A 21,298-nucleotide genomic window follows, 5' to 3' on the forward strand; every position below is an offset into this window, starting at 1 on the left:
AGGCTTTCTCAGAGCGTGTAGACTCAGATGAAGCCGTTACCAGAGTTGGAAGTTAGCTGGCTTTTATTGACGTTGGAAAGTGCATATCCTCTGCAAGCACTCGCTATCAGCATCCTAACTGTTGACATTACCGTCATCACCTATATGAGAAGAAGAAACGAGGAGAGCGCAAGTTTCGCAAAATTCCTCGGCCCCTACGCTCTTCTGCCCTTATCTATGTATTATCACTCTAGATCTTCTGAACGTCCTTGTGTCGCAGCTACGCCTGTCGTTGTCAACACCTTTATGAGTATTGCTGGATGAAAGAGGGCCAGCGGCGAACGCAACATGTTAAGGACCTCTAAAAAGGTTAAAAACACTTTTGGATCCTTGGGCAAAAGCGCAATCACACGTTCAACATATCGTTGGAGCAAGCGCGAGCTCCCCTTTGCTTGCACATTATTTGTGGAAGGTGCATCAGACATGGTCGCTAATTGCCAGGGACCAGCTATCACTCGTGCGACCTTGCGTTGGAACGTGCGCGTCAATTGCCGCTGGGTCTTCTTTAAACAAGCATCAAGCACCTGGGCTTCAAGAATTGCCACGGTCATTCCCTGACCATAAATAGGATTAAAGCAACAGGCAGCATCCCCCAGTACAAGAAATCCCTCGGGTTGGCGTTGAAGACGTTCAAAATGTCGCCAACGATTCTCCGTCCGTCGATAGCTATAGATGGGGGAAATCGGCGTGGCCTCCTTCATGGCCTCATATAAGGAAGTGTCTGGGAGGCTCTTTGCAAAGGCTAAAAAGCCTTCATCATCGGTTGGCGGGTAATCTTTATTGACCCCGGCCAGCACTATCATCCACTGCCCTCCTTCCACCACCATCAAGACTCCCCCGCGTCGCTGTTCCGTTGTGGCTTGAATGGCAATACTTTTCCAATCATGTTGGATGGAGGCAACAGGCTCATAGGCACGTGTCGCATATCCCAGATATGTATTGATGGTTGTCTCCTCTGGAGAGGCATGGCCCAACATCTGCAACCATTGAGGTGCATGGGAATCTCGACCACTGGCATCCACGACGAGATCGGCCTGGAGGTCAGTTACATGCTCCTCTTCGCCAGGTACGCGCGGCTTGCGTTCGCGTACACGAACGCCAACGATACGGTGCTGTTCCTTTTCCTCGACCAGGCCTATTACTTCCTGTCCTTCAAGGAAATGTATTTGCTCAAAAGGCACCAGTTCCTGGCGGATCTGCCATTCGAGGAGCACACGTGAGGCATTCCACCCTACCAGGACAGGCGGGACTGTATGCGCAACGGGGGCGCCATAATAAAAGATGCCTTCCGCATAATCGCGTTCGATGGCCCCTTGTACCAACAACTTGCTTTTGAGCGCTGGGAACAAATCCTCCAGCACGCGTTGCCCCCTTAGCAAGATGGTATGCACATGCCGACCTTGCGGTACCCCTGGCCGAAATACCGGCTCTTCTGGATAATGGTCTCGCTCAATCACTGTGACGCGCTCATAATGCTTAAGCAGCACACGCGCTGTAACCAGACCTGCTATCCCTCCACCAATCACAATGGCATGAGTTCTTGATGTGACACCTTGTGCTCGCATACATCCTTCCTTAATAGTATTAATCCATCCGGTATTGCTGTTCTGTCTTGTGTTGACCATAAGTGATCAGTATATAACAACGGATAGAGATAGATGAATAGTGCCTATGCAGATGCAACGCGTTGTTCTCAAGCCTCATTCCTCACGTCGCAAACAGATAAGATCTATTCCAAAAGGCGTTCTGTTGTTGACGCATCCTTACGATTGGCAAAATGCTCAAGCAAGAGACCGTGTGTAAATATGTATCCTCCACCCACCCTTCTGAGCAAAATACGATCCTTGGCATATTGAAGAAATGCTGCGTAATTCCACGGTATATCTCCTCGCCGCCAGAGGTAATACCGCAGGATATAGTGCTCTACACAAGCGATACCTCCGTGAAATGCAAAGAACCGCGTGGCAAAAAGAATGCCAAAAACGATACCACATCCCATGCCCAAAGGGAACCATCCAGTCAGGCCTGCTGCCCAAAAGGCAAGATCGCAAGCCAGGCCGCTGACTATTCCTCCCACCACACCAAAAATGCCTCCTGCAAGGAGTCCATTGCGTAAGGAAAGCCAGATGCCTTGATTGGGAGAGGAGAATCGTTGTTGATCATCGACGAGCGTACTTGACCAACCACTGGTGAGAAAACCCGCAAGCGTGCCTGCCATTGCACCAATAAACCCAAGAATAGCTCCATAGATCAATCCAAAACGTACGCCGTACTCCAAGCCATAAAACGAGCCACTAATACCAGCCAGAGCAAGTACAGTAGGGAACATGATGCCTATCCCAAGAAGCACGCCCTTTTTTGCGTGGTGCCTGAACTGCCGCCATGTTCCCGACCAACGCACCACTTCTGCGGGCAGGATTCTGACACCAAGTTCAGGGAAAAGGCCTAATCCCAAGCCCGACCCAAAAACAAGCCCATAAAAGATGCCGAGAATCAGAGCATAACTCACAACCAACGCATTCACCGTTCTATACTCCCAAGCGTAGATCAATCCCGCCCCCACTCCCGCACATCCCGTAAACAGGAGGGTGTTAAGTAAGCGATCCTTCAACTTCTGCAAGAGAGAAACCTTTTTGAGAGGCGGATCTGCCCCGTGCATTGGTTGAGCAGGGACGCCAAAAAGCGTAATCAATCCACTCACAAAAGCTGTTAATACACCGCAGTATGCCCCGGTGCCAAGTCCGCGATAAAAACCATACCCTATTCCACCATCCAGGGCAAAAATCCCGCCTGAACAAAGGCCAACAATACTTCCGACAAGAAGCCCATGGCGAACGCCATGAAATAGTCCTCGCCCAATAGACTTCCATGAAACGGAAGGAATGCCGCTTCGACCCAGTAATGCCAAAAGCATCATGACGAGACCAACAACAATCTGAAGGGTGACGAAACCTTGAAATCCTCCCCCTAGTCCTGGTGCCATCCAGCCAAGAAGGGAAATGCCTTCTCCTCCTCCGAGCCAGGAAAACAACCCTGGCTGAGAAGGCAGCGCATCATCTCGAAAAAGCGCAAGCAGGCTTGCGCACACAAAAATTTCGATCCCAACCACCACTCTGATGACCATATTCTGATAATGGCGTTGCTCACTCTCAGGAAGCCAATCTGGCTGAATGCGTTCGAGATAGAATTCCACTTGTCGGTGTTGTTGCATCTGGCTGGCCAAGAACGCAAGGTACCGCTTCGTATCCACAGGTCTATATTCCTTTTTCGGCCCTCGTTCCTCCAGCACTCGATTTACATATCGTTCAAAAATAATGCTTCGCCGCATCTGTGGCTCCCCCACCACCAGAGGAGCTTCCTGTTCAACGCCAGTGTAGGTTACCGCTAAGATATTGAGCATCAATGGTGTTGATGCAAGTTCTTGCAACACACCATCATATTCGAGAGCCAGTCGTAGGGCAGCTAAATCGGCTCCTGATTGCGCGATAAATTCATCTATCTGCTCAATACTTAATGGTTTTACCGTGATGGCCTTATTGAGTATGAAACGAGCTGGTTGCGTGATATAGTCTTCATAACGACAGCACACAACGAGTGAAACAAATCCATGCTCCCGCCGATACGCGTTGATCGCTTCAATACAAGAAGAGATGTTTTCAATGCCAACATCATCCAATCCATCAAGCAGCAGAATCACCGACCCTGCATCCATCCAATCACGAGCAACTTTTAAAGGCACCCGATATCTCGCTACGATCTCCTCAATCAACCACACATGGAATGGTTGTCGCTTTGCTACCCATGACAATAAGTTAAAATAAATGGGAATAGGATGCTGGTTATATGATCTGGCCCGTTGAATGAGGGTACGCGTTAATTCCAAGATCAGCGTCGTTTTCCCTGCACCTGGTTCACCAAGGATCAAAAGTTCTCCATCCGCCGCATCATAGAGTTGCGTTATCCTCGTCCCAAGAGGCAACGTCCGTGATGGCAACAGCGTCTCTTGCATCGCCTCTTGCCAGGGATTTTCAAGCACGTCTGGCTGTTCGGAAAGTTCCAAGATCAGCAGAAACGAATGATACAGCGAGTCCTCAAATAATCCTTTGATCCATTTCTCATGCACACGGGTCAGCATACGCTGCCGGTTCACATCTTCATAGGCGTAGGGAAGGGCCTCTCGGTGATCAGGGAATGCAGGAAAGGAAGGCATTACCTGCGCATGCGTGTCTTCAGACTCTTCAGCAGAGAGCACGACCAGTGATACAGGCGCAGTCCCCTCTTCTCGATCCTGCTGGCCTGGTAGCAACTCGCCTTCTTCTTCAAGAAGAGGTACTCCCAGTTCCTCTGGAGATGCCCCCAAGATTTCACTCAACCGTTTACGGAACTCAAGCTGGGGCGCGTGTTTGCCTTGCTCCCAATTACTGATCGTTCGAGCATCAACGTTGAGTTGCTCTGCTAAGTCTTCCTGAGTCAGTCCGTGCTTTCTTCTCGCATTTTTAAGTAAGGTATTTGGTTGCACCATTATTCTACCTAAAGTGTAGTTCTGTCAAAATTAATGCATTACTATCACTTCTTATGTCTATACACAAAAATTATTTTGCTAATGATTCATAAATGCTGCGACTTCCTTCTAAAAAGGGTACCATAACCTTTTCTCATCAACAATGGGACAAACGATGTGAAGCCAAGAACAACGGCCCTATTGGGATGCAACATGGGTCCTGTGTAGATCTTTTCGGGTCCTTTTCGGGTCCTTTTCGGGTCCTTTTCGTTCTCTTTCGACGCCCAAACAGGCACAATACCCATCAGACAAGGACAGCGCGAAAGCAGTAGCACCTAGTTGGAAGGCAGGCAGATGAAAGAGCCAATCTTTGCAGAAATCCCAAACGAGGCACGAGTTTTACAGTTTGGTGACCGTGTTAGCCGCTTCACACCAACGGGTTTCCAAATCATCGGAATTTTGCGGCAGACATCGATTATCCGAAATAACCAACTCAATGAGATCTGTCAAAGCGGTTCTGCCTACGCACATATTGCCAATATCCGATGTAAGCTGCGCGCAACAGATATGTCTATCCGACACATTGCGAATCATGGCTATGTGCTCCTTACTCCCCAGACAGACAAGCCCTCTCCAAGGATCTGATGCTGTTTTCACACCTTGAGGAGAGTGCTTCTTTGTTCGGCATTCCTATTTTTTCTTCTTGAAGGATGGATGTTTATGGCTGATACACTTTCGGCACCCACTCTTAAACGACAAGAGCCACAGGAGAAGCGTCACCCAGTCGGGCTCGGCTTTCAAACGCTCCTGGCTCTGACCAATGCTGCTGCCTGGATGGCAATTATTCCGCTTTATCAGTTGTGCCTTCCACTCCAGGTGGAAGAGCGGGACTCGCTGTACAAGGAAAGTGAGCTTGCATTCGTAACCTTTTTAGCTGGCATCACCGCACTCGTTGCCCAACCACTTGCAGGTCCATTCAGCAACCGAACAAAGGGGTGCTGGGGATGCCGCCGTCCCTGGCTACTCCTGGGCACAGGACTCACAGTAAGTGCGATGCTTTTACTTGCCAATGCCCATAGCGTGCTTGCGCTCACCTTGCACAAGTCAAGGCCTCGTAACCAACACGGAGCCAGAGTATACGACCCCATACACTTACATTTTTGCGTGAGCTGTTATCCTACCAGTTCTTGCCGGTACGCCATCTCATCTATTAGAAACAATTGGAAGGCTGAGGATTACTTGTTGCCTCACTGAGCTTTTTTAGTTGGACAACCTTCAGGAATTCCATGAAGCATGGATTGCGAACGCCCCCAAGCAATTTGCTCACGGAAGAGCTTCTCTTTCTCGTGGCCGTTTGCCCAATACGTTTATAGCGATGGCCTTTCTATACCTTTTAGCTAGAGTGGAGAAGCAATTTTATGACAAACAAACGTTGGAATCATCATGCTATTTCTTATTTTCGTCGGCAATTGTCTCTTTCACAGCAAGAATTGGCATCCCTCATGGGTGTGAGCCGCAACACTATTCATCGATGGGAAACAGGATATTCATGCCCTCAAGGCTACTCTCGCATCAAGCTCTGCGAAATTTTGAAGGTAACAGCAGACGAATTAGGCTTCTTCTCGCCTCCTCGCGCTTCTACTCAGGCACCAACTAGTTTTTATTGTGATCTGGCTACGCCTCAAGTATCTTCAATCCCTCTCATAGGACGCGAGATAGAAATCAAACACCTTCGAGAATATCTCTGTCAGAACTTCCATTCTCTGGCCGCTCTTCATGGCTTGCCAGGTGTAGGGAAAACAGCCATTGCCAGCGCACTAGCTCATGATGAAGCTATTCGAAATCACTTTTCTGATGGTATTTTGTGGGCAGAATTAGGTCCGACCCCAATAATCGAAGAAACCTATCGTCGCTGGGGAAAGATGGTTTGCCTTTCGCCTACAGAAACATTCGCAAGTCAGAAAGCCTCTTTCATGGCACTGCGAAGCGCCATTGGCTTCCGAAAAATGCTCATCATCCTCGATGATGTCTGGAACATCGAAGATATCATCAGGCTCAAAGTTGGTGGCCCTAACTGTGCCTACCTCCTTACAAGTCGTTTTCTTCATATTGCGTCAAGTTTCACTGTGAACAGCCTGCTGACAGTTCCAGAACTCAACGAAGAAGATGGACTTACCTTGCTCAAAGCCCTCGTGCCATCGCTTGATATGCTGGTACCACTTGACGATCAAGCACGTTGCCTAGTACGAGCAATTGGCAGTCTTCCTCTAGCGCTCACCTTTATGGGTCGCTATTTACGCACTCAGGGAGTCTCTGGGCAGGCACGACGCCTTGAGGCTGCTTTCCATCATCTCTCTGATGTCTACGAACGCTTGCATTTAAGTGGTTCAGTAGAGTTGACTTCGGGAGATATCGATCAGATGCCATGTAGTCCATCATCCCTGTATTCAAAGATTATGATGTCGGATGCACTCCTCTCTGAGGGTATGCGTAGGGATTTTTACGCGCTTTCGATATTTCCATCCAAGCCTGCCAGCTTTTCAGAAGAGGAGGCTCTTACCAATGCTCAGTGTTCTCTTGAAACATTAGATTTCCTCACTGACATTGGTCTTATTGAAAGCGGTGGCTCTGGTCGTTACATGCTCCATCCAACAATTGCCGATTATATTCGCGTGCGTTTGGAAGAAACAACAGCTCAGAAAGCTTCGTAGTGACTCTCGACATCATCTCATGGAGTGGAAGAAAAAACTATGGAAAAACTGATTGTTCTTTATTGTTGCATATGTAACAGTAAAAATTTGATACAGAAAGTGTTACAGGTTGTGGCTTTCTTTTTGAAGCCGGAACAGGTATAACTAGAGCACAGAGAGAAATGCTCTCTGATGCGCTTGAAAGAAGCTTTCAGACAAAGACGAGAGGTATTGATCGACACTCAATAGAAAGGAGATTGCCTAGAGAACAATACGATGAAGTAGGGTGTTTTAACCGGAGAAAGAGCCTTTTCAGTCAACCCGGTGTATAGCATTCAAGCCATACATCAGGTTGACTGGTCATATGCTAGAAAATACTGATCACGATACTCCTCCTGTGTTTTCCCGGGACCAGCACCTTTTCAAAAGCCCTTCAATACATAGAAAAGAGGTGATTCTATGCTTTGGCAACCCTGTGACATAACCATTCAACGCTTCTCACTTCCACGACAACCACCTTCTGTTGTCTTCAAAGGATTTCGCATCACATTCATTTTCCTGGGACTACTCTTTGGTGGATGGGTCCTTCTCGGAACGATGTTCTCTCCATCCCCGTCCTCAAACACGCCAAGCAGGTTCACACCTGCTGTTGGCAGAGGAGGATACGCAGGGACAGAGAGGATAGAAAAAACAATATCGTCCACGAATGGCACAGAGACACCACCCACAAGGGAAGGTAGCTTCTCGAAAAACGCAGGGACGAGCACAAGTACGACTATTGATCCGCCCTGGAACTGGCATTTTGACCTCCCAGATCCCAAACAATGGGCAGTAGATAGCTTTAAGGGTCTGGTCAGGTATACGCTTCATGGCATCGCCAATACCTTGGAGGGGATTGTGCAGTGGGCCGATGGTTGGGGCGTCATCAATGCCACGCCAGCCAATCTGACCTACGAGCATGCTACCGTCAAACAGCTCCATGCCTGGAGCGTTGGTGTTCTGGATGCAGCCCTGGCACTCTTTCTGGCTATTGGTGGCTATACCTATATGCTGGGTGGCTATCGCGATTTTCGCCAGGTGGCGGTTCGCTTGCTGCTGGCAGTGATCGCGGCCAATTTCAGCCTGCTCTTCATCCCACAGATCATCGAGGTGCAAAATACACTGACCAGTGGCATGCAAACCTTCTTTGGCGGCAAGGTCAATCTTCTTCCAGGTGGCAAGATCGATACCGCGAGTAATTCTACAGCCTTACGGCTCTCGTGCTTCTACCTGGCAGAACTGGCAATGTCGATCATTATCCTGGCACAGCGAGTGATCTATCTGGCCCTCCTCGACTTCTTGATCGTGCTGGCACCGCTTGGGATCGCCTGTTTTGCCCTGCCACAGACGCAGGATTGGGGCAACTGGTGGGTCCAACTCTTTGTCTCGACCTTGCTCATGCCTCTCTTGCAGAATCTCTGCATCAACCTCTCGTCATCCATTCTGATGACGGTCGGTCCCAAAGGGGTCTCGATTGTGGGCATGTTGATCGGCATTGGTGGTCTCTATCTCGCCTTTAAGCTTCCCACGATGCTCGTCTCCAAGCCGCTGGGGCTGCTGATGCGCGGTGTGCCTGATGGCGTCTCTATAGGTATGGCCGGGGTCCAGGCCGTTCAAGGAGCAGCGGAAGGCACCGGAGAGGGCATTGCCAACATCGCCAAAACAGCGGCGACGCTGGCAGCCTGAGGAGCGGAGCGACATCTATGGGAATGTTGATTCGCTTCGGACTTGCGGCAGTGGCCTTCCAGGTGCTGGCCTGTATGCTCTTTGTCGTCATTATGATGGCTCCCCTGGCGGGAGTCTTCCAATCCTCCGAGCAAGGGAATGCAGTTACCATGACCATTGAGAAGGGGAAAGGCGCAGACTCGATTGTGGCGGCAGCTAAAGCGCTCTCGCAGCACATTTCGGGGTATCGCGCCAATCTCTATGATCCCAATGATCCCTTCATGCGCCCGGTGTATACCTACTGGGAGAGCATCTGCCCTGGGGTGAACGGTGATGTCTGCTGGTATGCCCATACGGGGAGTCTGCAATGTGTCTACTTTGCAGTAGGAGCGTATTTCCTGGCGGGCTATCCTGTACCCGACATCTACGATGCCGTCAATTTCTGGCCCAACTACCAAAATCGATCTGGGTGGCGAGAGGTTTCCTCCACGGAATATCCCGTGAGCCAGCGTGGCTTGCCTGCCCCTGGTGATCTCATGATCTGGAAAGGTGGTGATTTCGGACATATTGCCGTGGTACTGGAGGTCGTCCCACCTCACGATGGAAAAGATGGCTCCGTCACCGTGGCTCAGGGCAACGCGCCGGGAAATCGCTGGCCTGCCAGTCATGACACGGACCCGGCCAACTGGTACACGATGCCGCTACATCCTGACCTTTCGATTGGCACCTGGACCCAGCCTTACCTCTTTACCGTCCGTGGCTTCATACGCCATGTATAGCGTTCATTATGTTGAGCAGACAAACGTGTCAAATTTTTGAAAGGAAGCGTATTCTATGCATTTACACCTCACTGCCCTGGTGCAAGCGGCTGACATCAGCTCCGCCTTTAGCAACCTGACCACGCTCATTACGGGCTATCTCGCGCCAGTGGTGGGTTTCGCTCTGGCGGTGCTCGGCTACATGTACATTACCGCTCTCGATGACTACCAGCGCGCGGCACATATCAAACGCGCCATCGGCATGGTGATTGTGGGAGCCATCATTGTCGCTATTGCGGCCACCGCCTCCACAGAACTGGTCAACAACATCAAACGCTAAGGAGCACATGTAATATGGCGGTCTCATCACCACCGCAGAAGCAGAGTTATCAGATTCCAACCCATCTCAAGATTGCGGATACCTTTACCCTGGATCTCTTTGGCTTCTCTCTGACCATCACCATGCGCCAGGGGCTGATCGCCCTCATTGGTGGCAGTTTGGTCTATAGCCTGTGGAGACACCTCTTCTGGCTCGATCAATGGGCCGGAGGAGGGCCACTGCTGCATTACCTGCTTCCAGGGCTGCTCGCCTTTCTGACGGTGCTCCTGGCAACCTTCACGTTTCGGGAACGGCATCTCGAAACGTGGCTCATGCTCCTGCTACGGTATCTGGTGCGTTCGCGCACCATCGCTTGGCACGCTGCCACCCTCGTGTTTGCCGAAGACGAGCAGGGAGCATCCAGGGGGCAACATGCAACCCATCGCTTACATCAGAGCATTCACCACTCACCCCTTGTAGAGGAGGAAGAAGCATGAAGACACATCTTGTCATCCCCAAACACACAACAAAGCCCACAGCGAGCAAGCCTCGTTTCGGCCAAAAGCCTCGATGGGTGCAGGAAGAGATTGTCAAGGCACGTGCGATTGCCCACAATGTGCTCTGCCTGGCCTCGGAGACGCCTGGCGGCTTTGATTATGTTACCGTCCTTCAGGTCGAAGGCATCTGCTATGACCTGAAGGGAGAGGAAGAACAACAGCTCATCAACGAACTCTACCAGGCCTTCCTGGCCTCTCTGCCTTATGATATCCAGATCCTCTGGCGCGTCCTGCCCCTGGATATCCAGCAGTATGGCGCGCAATTTACGTTGAAGGAGAGCATAGTATCGCATCCCGGCGCTCCTGAACCAGTGATTGACGCTGACGAGCTACAGGAGCCATGGGAACCTGTGGCAGCAGATCATGCCACCTTGCTTTCTCATCTAGGAGCACAGCGTACACTGCTGGAACGGTCACTCTATCTTTTGCTTCGGGTCGAGGGGACGCCACGGAGCCAGGAATCGGTGCTCCAGCGCTGGACGCAGACCTCACGCTCCAAACGCATCAGTCAGGCGGAAGCCTTTGAGCAGGCTCGGATGGAACTCAATGTGCGTGTGCGCGAAGTCTCACGCCTGCTCTCCAATATGGGCCTGACCGTGAAACAGGTCGAAGGGATGCGAGCGCTCACTCGTTTCTACTCTTCCTGCCTCCTCCTGACGCGTCATCAGCAGGCCCCGCTTCCTGATGAGGTAATTGAGAGCCTGGGACGCCCACTCGATGTCACTGGCTGGCTTGCGCGGCAGAAGCGTTCCACAACGGCGGCGGCTTATTTCTTTGAGCAGAATCCAGCGGAAGCGCAGAATACTCTCTTGCTCTCCCAAGCACCTGGGCCAGCCCCACGCCGAAAGGGGAGGCATTCCACCCAAGAGCCAAGGATTGTGGGGCGTGACTTTACGCAGCTCGCAGACCTGGTTTCACCCGCTGGAATCTCCATCGAACGGGATTGTGTGCGCATCGAAGAGGAGTATGCGCGCGTGGTAGTTGTGCATCACCTGCCTCGGCGGGTACATGCAGGCTGGCTGAAACCCCTCGCCGATCTCGACGAGCCGATGGAAATCTCTTTCCATATTCACCCCTACCAATCAGCGCAGATGATCACGCAGTTCCGCCGACGCCAGATGGAGTTTGAGTCCTCCATGCTCGCCTCGCGCAAGGGCAATACGCCTGATCCTCATACCCAGGTCGCTGCCGCTGATGTCGCGTCGCTGATCACCAAGCTGGCATCAGGGGAGGAACGCATGCTCGATGTCTCCATGCACATTCTGCTGCGCGGCACAAGCAGGCGAGAACTCAACGAGCGCACGCGGCGGCTCCTCTCCATTCTTCAGAACATGCTGCTTGTGGCACGGCCAGCCCTCTTTGAGCAGGAGCAGGCATTCTGCTCTTGCCTTCCCCATGTGCGCAATCATCTCAAGAGCGCGGGGATGCTCCTCAATAGCCGCAGCGCCTCGGCCATGTTCCCCTTTCTCTCGAATGCGCTCTACCACTCCAGTGGCATTCTGGAAGGGGTCACGCCCGCTCGCGACCTCGTGACCTTCGATGCCTGGTCGCGTGATGTTCCCAACGCCAACCGCATCGTGCTAGGTCCTCCTGGTTGGGGGAAATCACATGCCGTCAAAAATGGGGTGCTGCGTCTGGCGCTCAAATATGCTGTCGCTCAAAAAAAGGCACGGCGGGAGAGAGAAGAGACGCCAGGCACCAATTTCCAGGCTATCATTGTTGATCCTGAGGGAGAATATGGCTACCTCTCCCGGCTCTTTGGTGGGAGTGTCATTCGTCTGGCTCCAGGCTCTGCCCAACATCTCAATCCCTTTGACCTGCCTACATCCCAGAACAGCGAGCATCAGCAGGTGGAGCATGGAGATCGGCTGGCCGATCATGTGCAAAAGCTGCATTCGCTGCTGGATATCATGCTTGCGGATCGCACACCCGATGGCGCGGGCAGGCTCAGCGCCGAGGAGAAAGGGCTGCTGGATCGTGCACTCTTTGAAACGTATCGCAGGGTCGGCATTACCAGCGATGTACGTACCCATGATCGTCAGGTCCCTTTGATGCGCGATCTCTACCAGGTCCTCGAAAGTGGCATCTGTGGACCTGATACGAGCGGCCTCCTGCAACGGCTCCATCGCTTTGTCTTCGGTAGCCTCTCAGGTCTCTTTGCCAACCAGACGAATGTGAACCTGGATGGCCGGGTCCTGGTCTTTGATATTCATGATCTGGAAACAGAACTGCGCCCGGTTGGCCTCTTTCTCGTCTCCAACTTCATCTGGACCCAATCATTCCACTCGACGATCCCGCGCCAGGTGATTATCGATGAAGCAGCCACCTTAATGCAGTACGAAAGTGGCGCGCTCTTTCTAGAAGATTTTGTGCGCCGAGCACGCAAGCACTACATCGGCGTGACGGTGATCTCGCAGCATCCACGCATCTTTGAGCACAGCTCCATCATCGCCAACTGTGCTGTCCATGTCCTTATGCGCCAGGATGCCAGTACGCTCGATCTCATGCGCGAGATGTTCAAACTCTCCACCCATGAGGTGCAGATCCTCCGGCGCTTAGGCGTTGGCGAAGCCTTATTCCTTACGAATGAGAAACGTTTGCAGCTCGCCTTTGAAGCCAGTTCTCTAGAGCATATCCTGGCGAGCACCAATCCACGCGAACTGGCCCAGTGGCGAGATGATCCCAGGTATCAACACATCGATCAGCTCTTAGAGGCACTTCATCATCCCCAAGGAGAACCAGCCATACTCCGTGCAGCGCTCTGTGCTCTGGCCGAGAGCGGATATCCAGAAAGCGAGGTGCGCTATGCTTGAGGCTTTATCCTTCCATCAGGGGCAAGGGAATGCCTCCTACGCGCTCCAGATCATTCCATCCTCGCAAAAACAGGACAATCCTAGCGCGATGGCCGCAGCGATTGGGAGCCTGGTTCTGGATCAGCGTCATCCCCTGGCCCTGGAATTGGTTGGAGAATCCCATCAGCGTTCGCTGCTTATTCGAGCGACCACCCAGGCGGCGTTACGTCATGTCCAGCTTCAATTGCGCGCTCGCTATTCACATGTGCAGATCAAGCCAGTAGAGCCAGGTGCGGACCCCTTTCGCCTTGAAGCAGGCGAGGCCGCATCAATGCTGGAATTACGAGCAGGGGCCGCATCCTATCTCCCACTGCAAACGTGGGAGGCGAATGGGAAACAGGATGCTGCGGCGAGCACTGATCCAGTTCTGGGACTCCTTGCCGCGCTCGATGCGATTCCAGAGGAGATGCGGGTCGTCGCGCAACTGGCGTTAGTGCCTGCCAGAGCAGGCTGGGCACGTCGCTATCAGCGCAAAGCCATCGAGCATGCCCTGGAGCCTGAGCGCCGCGAACAACAACAGCTTCTCTCTGAAACTCGGCAGGAGGCTGGCGTCCCCAAAACGGGGATGCTGCTTTTCCTGGCTGGATTGCTTGGCATCTTACTGGTGGTCAAGCAGCATGTCGTGTCTCTTCCATCCTGGATGCGCCAGCCTGTTCATGAACTGCTCCATGGGCAGGTGCCAGCGCTTTCTTCCATGCAGCAAAGCATGCTCATGGGAGGGTTCATCGCGCTGCTGCTCCTGGTCTTTGGTGGCTTTGTCCTCTTCGACCAGTTTCGTCGTCGCCTTTTTCAGCGACCGGTCTACGATATGCGCCTGGTAGCAAGTAAGACCGCGCATGCTGCCTATCATGTACGTCTCCGCCTCTACGCGATCAACCCTGTTTCATCTAGAGAAGGTAATGTCCACGATCATCGCAACGATGAGCAGGCCCGCCTGGAGATCTTACAGGGGGTAGTCGCAGCGTATCGGCAGTATCACCTGGAGGCAGGCAACTATTTCGTGCCAGTGAAGGCATCACGCTGGACCACATCGCGCTGCCTATGTGGCATCCAGTGGCGGCGCTGGTCCTGGGGCTGGTGGTCGGATGTGGCCCGTTCCTCGCATCTGATGAGCGTGGAATCGGTCGCCGACCTCTGGCATCTGCCCGATCCATCCCTCCTGCCACACCTGGCACAGGTCGCATACCGACAACATCGTTCCCTGCCATTGCCACTGCCACTAGCGAAAGCGGCACGGGATGGTATCCCGCTTGGATACTGTGAGCATGCAGGCCATCGCGTCCCGTTTCGCTTTCCAGCATCAAGCGCACGCCACCACATGCTCATTTGTGGCAAATCTGGAGAGGGCAAATCGACCTTGATGGAGCACCTGGCTGGCGACGCCATGCAGCAAGGAGGCCTCCTTGTCGTCGATCCGCATGGGGACCTGATTGATCATCTCTTGCCCCAGGTGCCAGCGCAACGTCTCGAAGAAGTCATGCTCATTGATCTGAGTGAGACCGACTATGCCATCGGCTTGAATCCTCTCGATGCCACGATGGGCAAAGGGCGTGATAAGGCTATCTCCGATTTGCTGCATACCCTGGCGCATATCTGGGCCAGCAGTTGGGGACCACGCATGGAAAATGCCTTTGAATATGCCTTGCGCACCCTCTACGAGGCCAATAAGGTCCTGTTGCAACAGGATGTCTACACGGGAGCCTCGAAGCAATATACTCTGCTTGATGTGATGCCACTGCTCACCGACGAGAGCTTCTGCCATTCTCTGCTTCAACATATCAGCGATCCCTATATCCTTCGCTGGTGGCACACCTACTATGAGCCACTCCCGCTCGCTATGCAGCGGGAGCGCATTGATCCTGTGCTCTCGAAGGTTGCCAAGTTTGAAAGCCTGATTGCCCGTCGTATTCTCGGCCAGGGTCAATCGACCGTCGATTTTGCGGCGGCAATTCGCGAGGGCAAGATCATTCTGGTGAAGCTTGCAAAAGGCGTCATAGGTGAAGATACAGCGCGCATTCTCGGTGCCACCCTGCTGGGTCTCCTCCAGATCACCCTTGAGGAGCAGGCAACGCAGGCGGAAAGTGAACGTCGCTTCCTCCCCATCTGTATTGATGAATTTCAGGTCCTCCAAGGCGTCGATTGGGCGGGACTGGCAGAGCTCCGTAAATACGGCGCGGCCTTTACCCTGGCGACCCAATCGCCAGAGTATCTCCGCGAGATGGATCAGCAACTCCTGCCCATGGTGCTCGCCAATGTGAAACAGATGGCGGTCTTCCATGGCTCAGCGCGGGACGCGTTCCTCCTACACAAAGAATTGGGCGTCGATGAGGAGGATATTCTGCACCTGGACAGCCATCAGTGTTATCTCAAGCTGACCTACGACAATCATCGGCAGCCCACCTTCTCTCTGGCTGTACAACGGCCTCCCGTTGGGCAGCCAGAACATAGCGAACGTATCCGCGTGCATGCACGTACCCACATGATGCTTCCAGTTAGCCAGGTAGATGCGCATCTCTTGGAAGCCATCGCTCGCCCCTTGAAAAACCAGCCCACGACGTTGCAGGAGCGTCTTCCCTTCTTCTCGCCACCCTCACGAGAAGATCCTGATCCGGCTCCTGAAGACAAACCATCAGTTATCGATGCCGATGGCGCTCGCGCCAATGGCTATCGTGGGCGCAAAAGCCAGGAGAAGCGTCTGAAAGAAACCACCATCAGGACGGAAAAGATCGCGATTATGGGTTGGGACGAGACCGTAGGAATGCGAGAGAGAGAAGCATCACAGATCAATGAACCCCATGAGGAGGAGATCCAGAATGAAGCCAGTGCGTGATCAACAGGAAGTCAACAGTACAGAGCCTCAGTCGATTTCTGAGAGAGAGGCGCATCTCACGTCAAAAGAGCGTGTGCTTCTCTGGTTGCTCAAGCATCCCTTTCAACGGATCGAGGATCTCGCCTTCGCGCTCAAACTGCACGTCTCTTCGGTCTGCCGCCACCTGGTCGCCCTTGAGCAGCAGGGCATGATTGAACAGGTCCGTCCACCACAGGTAGGAACAAAGCCACAAGCAACCTACTATCTGACAACTACAGGCTTGCACGCCATCGCCAACATTCTGGGAGCCGATCCCGCCAAGCTCGCTCAGATGTGGCGCGTTGGAGAAGGCCACCTGCTGCGCCTTATTCCTCGCCTCTCGACATTCATGCTCCTGCACGATCTGGTCTCTGGCATTGTGGCATATGCACCAACCCGGCTGATGCATCCAGGTGGATATCCTGCCACCATTCGCTGGCACTGGGTCCACGATTATATGCATTCCTTTGTTTGGAAAGGGACACGGGAACGCTGTCGGGCAGACGCAGTGCTCGCGATGACTCGTGCTCTACCTGGCACAGGTACACAAAAAGCCGAGACACTTTTTACGGCGTTGTGGATGGTCGATGCTGGCCTCCTTGGAGGAGGAAATCAGCGGCTCATTCAACAGCGACTGGAAGCTCTGCTGAAATTTCGCGAAAGTACCGAGCGCTGGCGCTCGTATTCCCATTTCCCACCACTGCTGGTCGTGACCAGGAGCGCGCGCAACCACCTCCTTTGGCAGCAGTGTGCTCTCGAAGCCAGTACACGGAAGCGTGTCGCTCCGCTCGCCGGGGCCATTGTGACGCTTGAGCCTGGTATTCCCAAGCAGAGTGGATTCCCATGGACGCTTCCCTGGCAACACCTCACCACAAGCCGTCCTTGTCGCCTTGAGGACCTCCTGATCCCAATACCAATAGACTCCGCTCTCCCGAATGTCCTGGCCCCGAGAATGATTCCCGAGGGAACATTCCAGCACAACCAGGACGACACCGAGCAGACAGACATTATCAAAGGGCGTTTTAGCGCACGATCACACCAGCGTACAGAAAGCGAACAAGAAGCTCTATCTCTGCTCGGTTTACAATTAGGATACCGGCATCTTGAATGTCTGCTCCAGCTCTATCAACATCCTCTCCTCTCACGGGAGGAGGTCGCCACGTTTGGACATCTTCAGCCAGAAACAGCGACCCGCTATCTCTACGATCTGCGCGCCCAAGCCTGCGTCGAAATCTATCACACCTCACGAGGGAAACGTTATGCCTTGAGCGAACGTGGTGGGCGCTTCATTGCCATGTACCTGCATATCTCCCAGCGACATATGTTTGAGAAGGAGGCGTCAGGAGTACGTGTCCAGCGCGGCGTTCCCTCTCTCCTCCAGAAGATTAAGCACACAGCGGGGATCTATCACTTTCTGGCTCGCGTGCAAGAGGAGGCCAGGCAAGAGGGCCATCTCCTCGAATGGTGGGAGGCGGAGGCTCGGAGCGCTCGGCGCTATCGTTCCCAGAAGCACTGGCACAACTTCCTGCCCGATGCCACTTTCGCCTATCGTGCAGAGGAAAAGCGCTTTAGCGCCTGGCTTGAATGGGATGAAGGCACGATGCATACCAGCGATCTGACCGCCAAGTTCGCTGCCTATGCTCATTTTCTAGAAACCAGGGAATGGATGAAAGACCACATGACCTTACCCATCCTGCTCATGGTCACACCTCACCCCGGCCAGGAACAGCGAGTGAGCCGCATTGCCCAGCGAACGCTTGCACATACTTCGCTAGTAGTTATAGTCACCACGCAGACGCGTCTGGGGGAGCATGGACCACTTGGCCCAATCTGGCTGCCAGTATTGCCGCATACATTCGAAGATCAGCGCCGAAAGCTCCTCGATCCTTCCTAGGACAAAGAAGCGTTAGTTAACCATCTCATCTGAAAGGAATGTGCAATGTCTACCGCTTTTTCTGCTCGCTTACGTCAGGCTCGCCAGGCGTGTCGGTTAACGCAGGAAACTGTGGCCGAATACCTGGATGTCTCGACGCTCACTATTTCCCGTTGGGAACGAGGCGAGATCGCACCGAATGTACTCTATGTCCAGCGTCTCTGTCAGATCTATCACATCACGCCCAATGATCTGCTTGCTGAAGGAAACATGCTCAGCACATGTACATCAATGCTCTCCCATGGGGAGCATCACATCACTGTTATGATTCAGCTCTCGGTAGTCGCGAAGACAGAGAAAGACAGAGGCTTGCCTCAAAAAGACGCTCATCTGTGTGCCTCTCCACCACTGCGTCTCCTGCCAGATACTGGCAAACAAGCCAGAGAACTAGAATCACCTGTGATGACCATTCACATTCAAGAAGTATCCTAAATGTATTTTTCACACACAATGAGGAAGATCATGATCCAATATCACCAACAAGCAGCCATTCATCCTATCAGTTGGGGCGTGTCACCGTCCTTTTTCAAGCCATTCTTGTGGAGAAAGCTCCTCCCGTTTCGGAAAAGCACAAGAGAAAAAATGGCGACGATGGCTCACCAGACTGACAGCGCGCACTCTTTATTGCCGCGAAATACCGTGGAAATGAAGAGACAAGATTTTCAGCATTATCTTCTTCGTGCTATACTCAAAGGAAATGCGCTGGCTCCCCTGCACAATCCCACCAGTATCTTAGACATTGGATGTGCGACGGGACGCTGGTGCCAGGAGATGGCAGCAACCTATCCTTACGCAAATATTGTTGGGTTTGATCAAGTCTCGCCGCTGGCCTTGCCCCGAAGTCTGGCGTTCCCTGAAAATTGCCGCTTTGTGCAGGGTAATGTGCTTGAAGAATTTCCTTTTGCGCCGCACAGCTTTGATTATGTGCATCAGAGATTGCTCGTCTTTGCTCTTCCCGTGGAGCGATGGCTGAGCGAGGCCAGGGAACTGGTCAAGGTCACACGCCCCGGCGGCTGGGTCGAAGTAACCGAAGTCGATATTGCCTTTGAACAGATGGGGCCAGCGAGCGCACAATTGGCAGCTTGGATCGCAGAAGCTAGCCGACGTCAGGGAATTGATCCCTCAATGGCCCGTCGTACTCATACACTGCTCGAAGCGGCAGGGTTTACCAATATCGTCTATCGACAGGTTCCCAATCCTATTGGCAAATGGGGAGGACATATCGGCACCATGGCAGCCACAGGTGTTCAGGCAATCAACAAAGCCATGCGCCCACAAGTGCTCTCTCAATTAAGCATTTCGCCAGCACACTATGACCAGGCTCTCGCAGCATCCCTGGAAGAATATGACAGCTACAAGAGCTATTCCTATACCTTTATTGCTTATGGGCAGCGGCCAGCATAGTCGTAATTGTTCAATGACTGCCTATGAAAAGCACAATATACATACTCACGGTTCGCTCATTTTTTTGTCAAAACCGCTTGCACAGCCGAATGCCATTGCTGAGTACTCGCTTCTTTTGCGAGTACAAATTGGCTTGTACGTTGGCTTCGCAAGGAACGAGCGAACGGAGAGTACATAGGCAGTCATTGCAGCTTTCTTGTTTGCGATGAACCTTAGAGAGGTTCCGACTCCTGCTCTTTCGCTTGATAGGGGAAATTGAGCGTAAGGGTATCCTTGAGTTTTTCAAGAGAGCGGGTTATCATTCCCGAGAATGAGATATTTTCTCTTGCTTCCTCTCTTTCGCTCTCCTCTTCTAAGAGTTTTACCTGATTTCGCAGCACTTTGATACTAAATGTCTTCTCCTTAAAGGTGGCAGTCCCATCAAGAACACTCAATTCTTTTATAAGCGGAAGAATATTCGTTTCGTAGCTGGTTGCAACACGATTAAATTCTGTGGTGACATCATTCACTGCTTTCCTTAATGATTGCCATTGACGGACCCACCCTTCTAACTCTTTGTGGAGCACTTTACTCTGATCAATAATCTGTTGGACATTTTGTGCACGTAATTCCTGGCACCATCCATGAGCTATCGCTTTTAAGAGCGCAATAAGGGTAATTGGCGAAGCAAGCAACACATTCTTTTGCGTCGCCACATCTAATAATTGCAGATCAAATTCGAGGGCCGCGCGGAACATGGCTTCATTGGGAAGGAACAAAATGACCAGAGATAGCGACGATTCAAGTTCTTGCCAGTATTCTTTTTTCGCCAGGTCGTTCATTCTGTCTCTTACCGTTCGTGCATACTCTTGCAGCTTGATGGCCCGTGTCTTTTCATCCTCACAACTCATAGCATCAATATACGCCTGACTTGGCGCCTTGGCATCGACAGCAATCGAACGATTATTATGCATATGAATGACAAGATCTGGAACCTTTCCATTTGGCAAACGCGGCTTCAGATCAAAATCACAGTGTTGTATCATTCCAGCCAATTCGACGACTTGTCGCAATTCTCGCTCACCCCAGACTCCTTGTTGATAATTCGTGCGAAGCGCACGGCTTAATTGCGAGGTCTCTTTTTGCCAATTGTTCATGAATGCTTGCGAATTGTGCTGAAGTGTTCTCACCTCTTGCATAAGTGTTTGTATAGCTTGTATCTCCTGGAGAAAGATCCTTGTTTCCTGCTGTGTTGTGGAAACCATGGTGCTGGTTGAAGCTTGAGCAATTTGGAGTTGCTTGATGTCTTGCTGGGTTGTCGCCTGAAGTTGTTGGATATCCTGTTGCGTTGTCGCTTGAAGCCGCTGAATATCTTGTTGTGTTGTCGTCTGAAGATGCTCAATGCTCGCCTGAGTGCTTATATGAGCAGTGTATAGTTGAGCGATATTACTCTGCATCGTTTGCACACGTCTCAAGACAAGAAGACAGATCACAAGAACGAGAACGAGAAAGATGGTCAAAATGCTTGCCAATCCTATACCCACAATGCTTGATGGTATGCTCTCTAAAGGCATCAAGTATTTCCTCTTCCAAAGCCTATCTGAATCTTTATACAAGAATTACATCTAACAACTAAAATATATCATATAATGCAACAAGGCATTCTTAACAGCAGAAGAGTTGGAGGAAATGATTGTGTCAGTCCAATCCTTTT

The 21,298-nt window shown here is 52.0% G+C and carries 14 protein-coding genes; 11 read left to right on the forward strand and 3 right to left on the reverse strand.

Annotation, left to right across the window (positions count from 1 at the left end):
- Positions 1-224: 224 nt before the first annotated feature.
- The gene (locus JMJ04_RS37180) at positions 225-1,604 is read right to left on the reverse strand and encodes an FAD-dependent oxidoreductase (protein WP_201375408.1); all 1,380 of its coding nucleotides are present in this window, start codon (positions 1,602-1,604) and stop codon (positions 225-227) included.
- Between the two features lie 164 nt (positions 1,605-1,768).
- Positions 1,769-4,561, reverse strand: a complete 2,793-nt coding sequence (locus JMJ04_RS37185) for a helix-turn-helix domain-containing protein (protein WP_201375409.1) — start codon at positions 4,559-4,561, stop codon at positions 1,769-1,771.
- A 699-nt stretch (positions 4,562-5,260) separates the two neighbouring features.
- On the opposite strand from JMJ04_RS37185, the gene JMJ04_RS37190 reads away from it, so the two are divergent.
- From JMJ04_RS37190 to JMJ04_RS37240, 11 genes are all read left to right on the forward strand, one after another.
- Positions 5,261-5,794, forward strand: a complete 534-nt coding sequence (locus JMJ04_RS37190) for an MFS transporter (protein ID WP_201375410.1) — start codon at positions 5,261-5,263, stop codon at positions 5,792-5,794.
- 164 nt (positions 5,795-5,958) lie between these two features.
- Positions 5,959-7,251, forward strand: coding sequence for an NB-ARC domain-containing protein (locus tag JMJ04_RS37195; RefSeq protein ID WP_201375411.1), 1,293 nt, complete (start codon positions 5,959-5,961; stop codon positions 7,249-7,251).
- A gap of 438 nt (positions 7,252-7,689) precedes the next feature.
- A complete protein-coding gene (locus JMJ04_RS37200; RefSeq protein ID WP_201375412.1) occupies positions 7,690-8,955 on the forward strand; it encodes a hypothetical protein in 1,266 nt (421 codons plus the stop codon).
- Between the two features lie 17 nt (positions 8,956-8,972).
- Positions 8,973-9,713: a CHAP domain-containing protein gene (locus JMJ04_RS37205; protein ID WP_201375413.1), complete on the forward strand. Its 741-nt coding sequence runs from the start codon at positions 8,973-8,975 to the stop codon at positions 9,711-9,713.
- 55 nt (positions 9,714-9,768) lie between these two features.
- Complete coding sequence (locus JMJ04_RS37210; RefSeq protein WP_201375414.1) at positions 9,769-10,032, forward strand: TrbC/VirB2 family protein; 264 nt, start codon at positions 9,769-9,771, stop codon at positions 10,030-10,032.
- Positions 10,033-10,046: 14 nt separating this feature from the next.
- Complete coding sequence (locus tag JMJ04_RS37215; RefSeq protein ID WP_201375415.1) at positions 10,047-10,508, forward strand: hypothetical protein; 462 nt, start codon at positions 10,047-10,049, stop codon at positions 10,506-10,508.
- Complete coding sequence (locus JMJ04_RS37220; protein ID WP_201375416.1) at positions 10,505-13,381, forward strand: VirB4 family type IV secretion system protein; 2,877 nt, start codon at positions 10,505-10,507, stop codon at positions 13,379-13,381. The genes JMJ04_RS37215 and JMJ04_RS37220 overlap by 4 nt, the downstream gene beginning before the upstream one ends.
- Positions 13,374-16,250 (forward strand): DUF8128 domain-containing protein, encoded by a 2,877-nt coding sequence (locus JMJ04_RS37225; RefSeq protein ID WP_201375417.1) that lies wholly within the window; start codon positions 13,374-13,376, stop codon positions 16,248-16,250. Before JMJ04_RS37220 ends, JMJ04_RS37225 begins: the two co-directional genes overlap by 8 nt.
- Positions 16,234-18,162, forward strand: coding sequence for a replication-relaxation family protein (locus tag JMJ04_RS37230; RefSeq protein ID WP_201375418.1), 1,929 nt, complete (start codon positions 16,234-16,236; stop codon positions 18,160-18,162). Before JMJ04_RS37225 ends, JMJ04_RS37230 begins: the two co-directional genes overlap by 17 nt.
- Before the next feature lie 45 nt (positions 18,163-18,207).
- Positions 18,208-18,633, forward strand: a complete 426-nt coding sequence (locus JMJ04_RS37235; protein ID WP_201375419.1) for a helix-turn-helix transcriptional regulator — start codon at positions 18,208-18,210, stop codon at positions 18,631-18,633.
- 213 nt (positions 18,634-18,846) lie between these two features.
- The gene (locus JMJ04_RS37240; RefSeq protein ID WP_236038860.1) at positions 18,847-19,605 is read left to right on the forward strand and encodes a class I SAM-dependent methyltransferase; all 759 of its coding nucleotides are present in this window, start codon (positions 18,847-18,849) and stop codon (positions 19,603-19,605) included.
- Between the two features lie 212 nt (positions 19,606-19,817).
- Here the strand turns inward: JMJ04_RS37240 and JMJ04_RS37245 are convergent, their stop codons facing one another.
- Complete coding sequence (locus tag JMJ04_RS37245) at positions 19,818-21,158, reverse strand: DNA recombination protein RmuC (RefSeq protein ID WP_201375420.1); 1,341 nt, start codon at positions 21,156-21,158, stop codon at positions 19,818-19,820.
- Between the last annotated feature and the right edge of the window lie 140 nt (positions 21,159-21,298).

The sequence above is a fragment of the Ktedonobacter robiniae genome (genome assembly GCF_016587375.1).
Classification (GTDB): domain Bacteria; phylum Chloroflexota; class Ktedonobacteria; order Ktedonobacterales; family Ktedonobacteraceae; genus Ktedonobacter; species Ktedonobacter robiniae.

Bases quoted from the DNA above. Each gene is read 5' to 3' on its own strand.
- JMJ04_RS37220 (WP_201375416.1), top strand. From the start codon at position 10,505: ATGAAGACACATCTTGTCATCCCCAAACACACAACAAAGCCCACAGCG.
- JMJ04_RS37240 (WP_236038860.1), top strand. From the start codon at position 18,847: ATGAAGAGACAAGATTTTCAGCATTATCTTCTTCGTGCTATACTCAAA.
- JMJ04_RS37195 (WP_201375411.1), top strand. From the start codon at position 5,959: ATGACAAACAAACGTTGGAATCATCATGCTATTTCTTATTTTCGTCGG.
- JMJ04_RS37245 (WP_201375420.1), bottom strand. From the start codon at position 21,158: ATGCCTTTAGAGAGCATACCATCAAGCATTGTGGGTATAGGATTGGCA.
- JMJ04_RS37190 (WP_201375410.1), top strand. From the start codon at position 5,261: ATGGCTGATACACTTTCGGCACCCACTCTTAAACGACAAGAGCCACAG.
- JMJ04_RS37215 (WP_201375415.1), top strand. From the start codon at position 10,047: ATGGCGGTCTCATCACCACCGCAGAAGCAGAGTTATCAGATTCCAACC.
- JMJ04_RS37180 (WP_201375408.1), bottom strand. From the start codon at position 1,604: ATGCGAGCACAAGGTGTCACATCAAGAACTCATGCCATTGTGATTGGT.
- JMJ04_RS37235 (WP_201375419.1), top strand. From the start codon at position 18,208: ATGTCTACCGCTTTTTCTGCTCGCTTACGTCAGGCTCGCCAGGCGTGT.
- JMJ04_RS37185 (WP_201375409.1), bottom strand. From the start codon at position 4,561: ATGGTGCAACCAAATACCTTACTTAAAAATGCGAGAAGAAAGCACGGA.
- JMJ04_RS37200 (WP_201375412.1), top strand. From the start codon at position 7,690: ATGCTTTGGCAACCCTGTGACATAACCATTCAACGCTTCTCACTTCCA.
- JMJ04_RS37225 (WP_201375417.1), top strand. From the start codon at position 13,374: ATGCTTGAGGCTTTATCCTTCCATCAGGGGCAAGGGAATGCCTCCTAC.
- JMJ04_RS37205 (WP_201375413.1), top strand. From the start codon at position 8,973: ATGGGAATGTTGATTCGCTTCGGACTTGCGGCAGTGGCCTTCCAGGTG.
- JMJ04_RS37210 (WP_201375414.1), top strand. From the start codon at position 9,769: ATGCATTTACACCTCACTGCCCTGGTGCAAGCGGCTGACATCAGCTCC.
- JMJ04_RS37230 (WP_201375418.1), top strand. From the start codon at position 16,234: ATGAAGCCAGTGCGTGATCAACAGGAAGTCAACAGTACAGAGCCTCAG.